Here is a 10,715-nt window from a genome sequence, read left to right on the forward strand (position 1 = left end):
AGTAGCGCCACAGCTTTATGGAAAGCTTTGCAGGAAGGTTTGGTAATTCCTACTACCGAAATCTATAAGTTTTTTACGCAATCTGATAGCGAGGAAGTTTTTAATGATTCTGCTAATCCGACTTATAAATTCCTGCACGATCGAGTGCAACAAGCTGCCTATTCTCTGATTCCCGATGAGCAAAAAACAGCAACTCACCTCAAAATAGGACGGTTACTGCTCGAAAATTTATCGGAGATTGAGCTTGAGGAAAAACTGTTCGATCTTGTAGGGCATTTGAATTTAGGAATTGAGTTAATTGCTCAATCAAGGGAACGGCAAGAATTAGCTCAAATGAATTTGAAAGCTGGAGTGAAGGCGAGAAATTCCACAGCTTACGCCGCAGCAAGAGTTTATTTACAAACTGGAATTGAGTTACTGACAGCTAACTGCTGGCAACATCAGTATGAATTAACTTTGAATCTGTATGTGGCATCGGCTGAAGTTGCCTATTTGAATGGTGACTTTGAGGAAATGGAACAGATGGCAGCACTGGTGTTGCGATCCGCTCAAACCATACTAGAGCGAGTGAAAATTTATGAGATCCAAATCAGCGCACTGACAGCGCAGAGTCAGATGTTGGAAGCAATATCTGTCGGCAAAAATGCGCTGGTAGAATTGGGGGTTGAGTTCTCATCTGAACCTGATGAAGCCTTGACAGGCAAAGCACTACAAACCCTTGGCGCTCGCCTTCAGGGTAAACAGATTTCAGAACTGATTAACCTCCCTGCGATGAGCGACTCAGAGACAATTGCAGCGATGCAACTATTAGCCATGTTGTTTTCAGCGATTTTTTCAGCCTCTCCTGCCTTGCTACCTCTGTATTGCTCCACAATGGTGAGTCTATCTCTCCAATTTGGAAATGCGCCCGCATCAACAATCGGATATGTAGGTTATGGCCTGGTGTTATCTGCTTTTTTAGGAGAAGTAAAAACAGGTTATGATTTCGGGCGATTGGCACTGAACTTAGTCAATCAGTTGAATGTACGGGAATTTAAGTCCTCTGCTTTACTGTTTTTTGGCGCTTTCCTCCAGCATCGTCAAGAACCACTGAGGGCAGTAATACCAACTCTCAAAGATAGCTATTTAGCGGGGATGGAAACAGGTGATTTCCTCAATGCTGGCTACAGTATAGCTATTTGTTTTTACGATCATCTATTCGGTGGAGTGGCTCTGGACGATTGGGTACTAGAAATAAAAAATTACTGTGTTGTCTTAGCGACTCTGAAGCAAGATTCTCCTCTGGCTTACCTAAAGGCAACACAACAGACGGCGCAGAACTTGACGGAAATTGTCAAGCAACCGGATTTATTAATCGGTACTGCCTACGATGAAACTGTGATGTTTCCTAAGCAGTATCAAAATAACGAGCTCACTGTCCTTGCTGTTGTTTATATCTATAAACTGATGCTTGCCTATATTTTTGGCAACTACACTAATGCCCTAGACTACCTTACCCAAGCTAACCGCTATTTGAGGGGAGCGACAGGAATGATTCAAATTCCTGTTTTTCATTTCTATGCTGGCTTAACCTACCTGGCACTATGCTCTATGGAGTCAGAAATTGAGCAAGCAAACACTCTTAGCAGGATGGAAATTCATCAAACGAATATTACTCAATGGGCGCATCATGCCCCCATGAATCACCAACATAAAGTTGACTTAATCAAGGCAGAAAAATGTCGAGTGTTAGGACAAAAAGCAGAAGCAAGTGAGCTATACGACAAGGCAATTTCTGGAGCCAAAGCCAACGAATACATCCAAGAAGAAGCACTGGCCAATGAACTAGCCGCCAACTTTTACCTCGACTGGGGTAAACAGCGCATTGCCCAGGAATACATGACAAACGCCTACTATGGCTATGCTCGTTGGGGCGCTAAAGCCAAAGTCGCCGACTTAGAAAAACGCTATCCTCAACTCCTCGCTCCCATCCTCCAGCAAACTCGTTCTCCCCTCTCCCCTCACGAAACTATCTTCACATTGGCAAGTGTCACCTCCACCAGTTCTCCCACTTCCAGCAGTAGCAGTGTCTCTGTAGCTTTAGATTTAGCTGCGATTCTCAAAGCTTCCCAAACTCTTTCTGCCGAAATCGAATTGGAAAAACTGCTGGCATCGTTGCTGAGAATTGTCATCGAAAATGCGGGGGCTGATAAATGCGTGTTAATGCTCTTGCAAGACTCGCGCCTGCTAATCAAAGGGTCAATTAGCGTGGGGATGGAGCCAGTCGTGTTGCAGTGCCTTCTGGTTGAAGAGAGTCAAGAAATTCCTCTGAAGCTAATTTACAAAGTCAAGCACGATAGGCGAACTGTTGTACTGATTGATGCGACGACCGATCCTACTTTAGCCAATGACCCATACATCATGCGTCAGCAGCCTCATAGTATCTTGTGCAGCCCAATTTTGCATCAAGGTAAGTTGAGGGGCATTTTATACCTAGAGAATAATTTAGCAACGGGGGCGTTCACGAGCGATCGCGTCGAACTCCTCAATTTACTCTGCGCTCAAGCAGCAATTTCTATCGAAAATGCCCGACTTTATAAGCGATCGCAAACCTATTCCCAACAGCTAGAGCGATCGCTCGAAAACTTGAGTGCGAGTAACTCTCGCTTTGAGAAACTTGTAGATAATGTTCCTGGTGTTGTTTATCAAGCCTGCTCGACTCACGATGGGGTCAGAAATATAACCTACATCAGTGCCGAGTGTTACGACTTGTTTGAAATCATGCCAGAACAGGCGATTGTCAATGTGCAGTTTCTCACGGACATGATACATCCAGATGATGCTGGCAGTTACCGACAGTCCGTTACCGACTCAATACAAACGCTGACTCCTCTTAAGTGGTCAGGGCGAATTATTACACCCTCTGGAATCATCAAGTGGATTCAGGGGGAAACTCGAATCGAACAACAGGCGGATGGAACTCTGGTTTGGGATGGCTTATTGTTGGATATTAGCGATCGCAAACGTGCCGAAGCCGCCATCATCCAAAAATCTCAAGAATTAGAGCAAGCCTTACATGACTTGCAGCAAACCCAATTGCAAATGATTCAAAGCGAAAAGATGTCGGCGTTGGGTAATTTAGTTGCTGGCGTTGCTCATGAAATTAATAACCCCGTCGGCTTTGTTTCCGGTAATTTAAATGAAGCTAAATCCACAGTTCAAGACTTAGTGGAGCATCTCAATCTTTATCGCGATCGCGCCCCGGAAACAGAGATTGCCGACCATGCCAAAGATATCGATTTAGACTATATCATCGAAGATTTGCCCAAAATGATAGACTCGATGCAATTGGGCTGCGAGCGCATCAAAGATATCAGCACGACGCTCCGCACGTTTTCCAGAGCTGACAAAGATTACAAAGTTCCTTTTAACATCCACTCTGGCATCGACAGCACGCTCTTAATTCTCAAATATCGATTGAAAGCCAACGATGAGCGACCCGCCATTGAAGTAGTGAAAGACTACAGCAATATTCCTGAACTCTCATGCTTCCCCGGACAGCTTAACCAGGTATTTATGAACATTCTTGCCAATGCGATCGATGCTTTAGATGAATCAAATACTGGTCGAAATTTTGCCCAAATCAAGGCTAACCATAATCGGATTACCATTAAAACTTCCGGGGACAATCAAGAGGTAAAAATTACCATTGCTGATAATGGTCGAGGGATGACTGAAGAAGTTAAAGCCAAAATATTTGACCATTTATTTACGACAAAAGCTGTCGGGAAAGGGACGGGATTAGGACTGGCGATCGCACGGCAAATCGTCGTTGAAAAACATGGCGGTTCAATTCAAGTTAACTCAACAATAGGAGCAGGAACTGAATTTATCATCTCCTTACCCATTAAAGGCGAGGCAAAAAGTTAATTTTTCCACTTGACTTTCCGACTTATTTAACAACCAATTACCCATATCTCCTCAAATCATAATAGCTATGGATAACTCCCACCAAAACAACAAACTTAATCCACCCGTTCAAATTCCCAACTATCAAATTATCGAAACCCTTTATTCAGGCAGTAGAACTTTAGTTTATCGAGCTATCCGTAGCGATGACCAATTACCTGTTGTTATCAAACTACTGAAAAATCCCTATCCCAGTTTCAGCGAACTGGTGTCATTTCGCAATCAATACACTATTGCGAAAAATCTCAACTCACCATTAATCATCCAAACGTACAGCCTAGAACCGTACCAAAATGGCTATGCCTTAGTCATGGAAGACTTTGGCGGGATTTCTCTCAAGGAATGGAGAGCCGGGGGATACATACAATCTCTAGAGGATTTTTTAGTTATAGCGATCGCCCTGTGCGATACCTTAGATGTCCTCTACCAAGAGCGGATTATTCATAAAGATATTAAACCCGCCAATATCTTAATTAATCCCGAAACCAAACAAGTCAAATTAATCGACTTTAGTATCGCCTCTTTACTCCCAAGAGAAACGCAAACACTGATGAATCCCAATGTCTTAGAAGGGACACTGGCTTATATTTCTCCAGAACAAACAGGCCGAATGAATCGGGGAATTGACTACCGCACTGACTTCTATTCATTGGGTGTAACTTTATATGAATTACTCACAGGAGAGTTACCGTTTCAATCAAACGAGCCGATGGAATTAGTGCATTGCCATATTGCTAAAGAAACCCCTTGTGTCTGTAATTTAAATCCACAGATTCCTTTAATGCTCGGAGAAATTATTCGCAAGCTGATGGCGAAAAATACCGAAGACCGCTATCAGAGTGCATTGGGACTAAAACATGACCTTGTTACCTGCTTAGAACAGTGGCAAGAAACAGGCAAGCACACCTGGTTTGATTTGGGACAGCGCGATATTAGCGATCGCTTCATCATCCCCGACAAACTCTACGGACGAGAAAAGGAAGTGCAGACGTTACTGGAAGCCTTTGGTTATGTGGCCAATGGTGGGTCTCAACTGATGCTGGTGGCCGGTTTCTCCGGCATTGGCAAAACTGCCGTTATCAATGAAGTGCATAAGCCCATCGTCCAGTGGAACGGCTACTTCGTCAAAGGGAAATACGACCAATTTCAACGGAATATTCCCTTTTCTGCTTTTGTGCAAGCCTTCCGAGATTTAATGGGGCAATTGTTAACCGAAAGCGATGCACAAATTCAACAATGGAAAAACCAAATATTAGAAGCGGTCGGAGAAAATGGACAGGTAATTATTGAAGTCATTCCCGAATTAGAAATTATCATCGGTCAACAGCCACCAGCCATCGAATTATCAGGAACGGCGGCACAAAATCGATTTAATTTATTGTTTCAAAAATTTACCCAAGTTTTTACCAGCGCCGAACATCCCTTAGTGATGTTTTTAGACGATTTGCAATGGGCAGATTTGGCATCGCTGAACTTAATGCAGCTTTTAATGGCTGATACGGGTTATCTTTTATTAATTGGTGCATACCGCGATAACGAAGTCAACCCAGGACATCCATTGATGCTGACTTTGGGCGAGATGCAAAAAAAACAAGCAACGATTCATACGATTACTTTAGCGCCCCTGAGTCAAGTAACCGTAAATCAATTCGTTGCAGACACGCTGAAATGTCAGGAAAAATTAGCAGAGACTCTTTCTCAATTAATCTCTCTAAAAACTCAAGGAAATCCGTTTTTTACCACCCAGTTTCTCAAAGCATTACATCAAGAAAATCTCCTTCACTTTAATTTTGATTTAGGCTGCTGGCAATGCGATATTGCCCAAGTGAATCAGCAGGCACTTACAGATGATGTAGTGACCTTTATGGCATTGCAATTACAAAAATTGCCGCGCTCGACTCAAGATGTCTTGCAGTTAGCTGCTTGTATTGGCAATCAGTTCGATTTAGCAACTTTGGCGATTGTTTCGCAGCAATCGGAAATTGAGACGGCTGCGTCTTTGTGGAAAGCTTTGCAAGAAGGGTTGATTTTACCGATCGGTGATGTTTATAAGTTTTATGTCGGGCAAGAAACTCTTGCACGTACATCGGAAAATCAACTTATTGTTACCTACAAATTCTTACATGACCGAGTACAGCAAGCCGCCTATTCCCTAATTCCCGACGACCAAAAACAGGCGACTCACTACCAAATCGGAAAACTACTGCTGCAACAGATTTCCGCACCAGCAAGAGAAGACCGTATTTTGGAAATCGTCAATCAATTCAACTACGGCACGGCTTTAATTACCCAACAAACAGAACGAGAAGAATTAGCCCAACTCAATTTAATTGCCTGTCGCAAAGCCAGAAGCGCCACTGCCTATCAAGCTGGTCGCGAATATGCCAGCAGTGGATTATCTTTGTTGGGAAAAAATGCTTGGCAGCAACACTATGAAATAACACTATCATTCCATGACGAGGCGGTGGAATTAGCTTCTTTATGCGGTGATTTTGAGGCGATGGAACAGTTGATTGAGACAGTCCTTGCCCAGGCACACTCTTTACTGGAACAGGTCAATGTTTATCGAATTAGAATTCGAGCAAAAACCTCTCAGAGTAAACTGACAGAAGCGATTGCGATCGGCACCCAGATTCTGCAACAGTTGGGCGTAACGATGACCGAATCACCGACAGCAGCCGATATTCAACAGTTAATCCAAGAGATTAGCGATTTGATTGGTGACAGGGAAGTTGCAGAGTTTGTTCATCTGCCGGTGATGATTGATGCCTGCGTTATTGCCATTCTCCAGATTGCCACAAGCATCCAGCCAGCAGCTTACCTCTGTGGATCTCTGTTGTTTCCATTACTGACTTCGTTATCAGTCAAATTATCCTTGCAGCATGGCAACATTGCTCTTTCCGCTTCTAACTATGTTTGCTATAGCAGCATTGTCTGTAATCTCTTGCAAGATGTGGATTTAGCCACACAGTTTAGTCAGTTGGCATTGAATGTCGTCTCAAAATTAGATGCTAAAGCGACCAAACCTGAAGTATTAATGACGATGGGAATATCTATCCGACACCGCAAATCTCATCTCAAAGAAACGTTACCGCTCTTGAGGGAGAGCTACACGACTGCTTTAGAAGTCGGAGCACTGGAAATCGTCGGGTATACTGGCCACTGTTTGTGTCTAAATTCTTTTTGGTGCAGTCAGCCCCTAGACATTTTAGAGCAGGATACGCGCACCTACTACAATGCTTTGGTGCAAGTTAACCAATTGATAACCGCCAATTACTGCCGGATATATTGGCAATCTATGTTAAATTTACTAGGTTTGGCAGAGCATCCCACCCTGTTGTCTGGGTCAGCCCTCCAGGAGACGGAATTTTTGCCCCTGCTGCTGTCTGCAAATGACCTATTTGGGTTGTATATCTTCTATTTGTATAAGCTGAACCTTTGCTTTTTGTTTGGGGAAATTGAGCCAGCTAACAATTATGCACTCTTAGGCAGAAACTATTTAACGGCAGCTACGGGAATGGTCTGCGAACCTGTATTTTATTTTTATGATTCTTTGATTGCTCTAGCACAGTTGAGTCAATCATCTAGTGAGGGATCGACCCCATTAGAGCGAGTAGAAGAAAACCAAACTATTTTACAGCAATGGGCTCATCATGCCCCAATGAATCACCAGCATAAAATTAATTTGGTAGAAGCAGAAAAAGGTCGAGTGTTAGGACAAAAAGCAGAAGCAAGTGAGCTATACGACAAGGCAATTTCTGGAGCCAAAGCCAACGAATACATCCAAGAAGAAGCACTGGCCAATGAACTAGCCGCCAACTTTTACCTCGACTGGGGTAAACAGCGCATTGCCCAGGAATACATGACAAACGCCTACTATGGCTATGCTCGTTGGGGCGCTAAAGCCAAAGTCGCCGACTTAGAAAAACGCTATCCTCAACTCCTCGCTCCCATCCTCCAGCAAACTCGTTCTCCCCTCTCCCCTCACGAAACTATCTTCACATTGGCAAGTGTCACCTCCACCAGTTCTCCCACTTCCAGCAGTAGCAGTGTCTCTGTAGCTTTAGATTTAGCTGCGATTCTCAAAGCTTCCCAAACTCTTTCTGCCGAAATCGAATTGGAAAAACTGCTGGCATCGTTGCTGAGAATTGTCATCGAAAATGCGGGGGCTGATAAATGCGTGTTAATGCTCTTGCAAGACTCGCGCCTGCTAATCAAAGGGTCAATTAGCGTGGGGATGGAGCCAGTCGTGTTGCAGTGCCTTCTGGTTGAAGAGAGTCAAGAAATTCCTCTGAAGCTAATTTACAAAGTCAAGCACGATAGGCGAACTGTTGTACTGATTGATGCGACGACCGATCCTACTTTAGCCAATGACCCATACATCATGCGTCAGCAGCCTCATAGTATCTTGTGCAGCCCAATTTTGCATCAAGGTAAGTTGAGGGGCATTTTATACCTAGAGAATAATTTAGCAACGGGGGCGTTCACGAGCGATCGCGTCGAACTCCTCAATTTACTCTGCGCTCAAGCAGCAATTTCTATCGAAAATGCCCGACTTTACGAGCTAGAACAGGAAAAATCCAAATCATTACAAGCATCCCTAAAACAATTACAACAAACCGAAGCATCTCTCGCTAAAGAACGAGAGTTTTTGAATGCCATCATTCACAATATTACCGATGGCATTGTTGTCTGTGATGCTGGTGGTAATTTGACTCTATTTAACAAAGCAACTCGCGAATTTCATGGTTTACCAGTGGAATCATTACCACCAGAACAATGGACAGAACATTTCTCGCTCTATCAAGCTGATGGTATAACACCCCTATCAACAACGGAAATCCCTCTGTTTCGCGCCTTGCAAGGAGAAATTGTCGAAAATGTCGAAATGGTTATTGCACCGAATCATGGTTCTCGGAGGAGTTTGTTAGCTAGCGGACAAGCAATCTTCGATCCTTGCGGTAACAAAGTCGGTGCGGTAGTTGTGATGCGAGATATTAGCGATCGCAAACGAGTAGAAGTAGAACTACAAAAACTGGCTGCTGTGGTGGAAAATAGCACCGATTTTATTGGCATCGCCACCATTGATGGGCAAGCTTTGTATGTGAATCGCGCCGGACGCCGATTAGTTGGAATTAACAGCACAGGGGATATTTTGAGCTTAGATATGAGCAAGTTCCACAATTTAGAAACCTTTACTCAAATTCAACAAACCATTGTGCCAAAGGCAGTGCAACAGGGTTTTGCTCAAGCAGATTTGCACTTGCAACACTTCATCACCAAGGAGCAGATTCCTGTTAATTACAATATTTTCACCATTAATGACCCACAAACGGCTCAACCGATTTATTTCGCGGCCATCATGCGCGACATCCGCGATCGCAAACTTGCTGAAGCGGAACTGCAACAGAAAGAACAATTTCTCCGTAGCATCTACAACGGAGCCGAATTACTCATCATTGTGACGGATGTGATGGAAGATGGCAGTTTCCGCTATGCCGGATTTAACCCTATCACAGAAAAGATAGTCGGAATTCGTGAGATTGATGTGGTGGGAAAAACTCCCGTTGAAGTCTATGGGGAGCAAGTGGGAGGAGCGATCCAAAACATCCTTGCTGACTCTGTGCAAACCGGAGTGTCCATTTCCACTGAAGATTTATTAACCTTTAATGGCGAGGAAAGATGTTTCCTGGCGACCCACAACCCACTGAAGAACGAAAAAGGACAGATTTGCCGAATTATTACCACAACGATCGATATTAGCGATCGCAAACGAGCCGAACTTGCCTTGCAGCAAAAATCCCTCGACTTAGAACAAGCACTAACCGATTGGCAAAACGCCCAATTACAAATGGTTCAAAGTGAAAAAATGTCGGCTTTAGGTAATTTAGTTGCTGGTGTAGCCCATGAAATGAATAACCCATTGGGGTTCATTGCTGCCAGTATTCAAGAAACTAAACCTACTATTGCCGAGCTGATCGAACACTTGAAACTCTATCAAGAAACTTTCCACAACAAGAGCGAGCAAATTATCGATCATGCCGAAGAAATTGATTTGGAATATACCTTAGAAGACTTACCGAAGATAATTGATTCCATGTCTACGGCCTGTGACAGGTTAAAAAATATTAGTACCAGTTTACGTACTTTCTCTCGTGCCGATCGAGATTATAAAGTGCCATTTAACATTCACGAAGGCATTGATAGCACAATTTTAATTCTCAAACATCGCCTAAAAGCTAATGAGTACCGTCCTGCCATAGAAGTAATGACAAACTATGGAGATTTACCTAGTATTGAGTGTTTTCCCGGTCAGTTAAATCAGGTATTTATGAATATTATAGCGAATGGGATTGATGCTTTAGATGAATCAAACATTGGGCGAAGTTTCGCCCAAATCAAGGCTCATCCCAACCTCATTATTATTCAAACCTCAGTAGAAAAGGATGTAGTAAAAATTGCCATAACAGATAATGGAAAGGGTATAGATGAAGCAGTCAAACAAAAGATATTTGACCATTTATTTACAACTAAAGATGTGGGTAAAGGCACGGGATTGGGATTGGCGATAGCACGGCAGATTGTAGTAGAAAAACACGGCGGTACAATCGAGGTAAATTCTGTAGTTGGAGAAGGGACGGAGTTTACGATATCATTGCCTACAAACCGATGAAGTTAATTATGCGATTTCCGCCTGTAACTCTTACGCACAGAGGCGCACATTAATTTTTAGCAGTTAATATTTGAGATGAGGATAGCCAAAATGA

At 43.3% G+C, this 10,715-nt stretch carries 2 protein-coding genes; both read left to right on the top strand.

What is annotated here, in order from left to right; genetic code table 11:
- The coding region (locus tag QUA23_RS29895; protein WP_333079493.1) for an ATP-binding protein at nt 1–3,909 on the top strand (3,909 nt) is incomplete at its 5' end.
- A gap of 67 nt (nt 3,910–3,976) precedes the next feature.
- Complete coding sequence (locus QUA23_RS29900; protein ID WP_333079491.1) at nt 3,977–10,621, top strand: AAA family ATPase; 6,645 nt, start codon at nt 3,977–3,979, stop codon at nt 10,619–10,621.
- The last annotated feature ends 94 nt before the right edge of the window (nt 10,622–10,715 follow it).

Origin of the sequence: Microcoleus sp. Pol1C5 (assembly GCF_036701115.1) — a bacterium.
Lineage (GTDB): Bacteria > Cyanobacteriota > Cyanobacteriia > Cyanobacteriales > Microcoleaceae > Microcoleus.

What these genes read in the sequence shown, in the direction of transcription:
- QUA23_RS29900 (WP_333079491.1), top strand. Translation starts at nt 3,977, where the DNA reads ATGGATAACTCCCACCAAAACAACAAACTTAATCCACCCGTTCAAATT.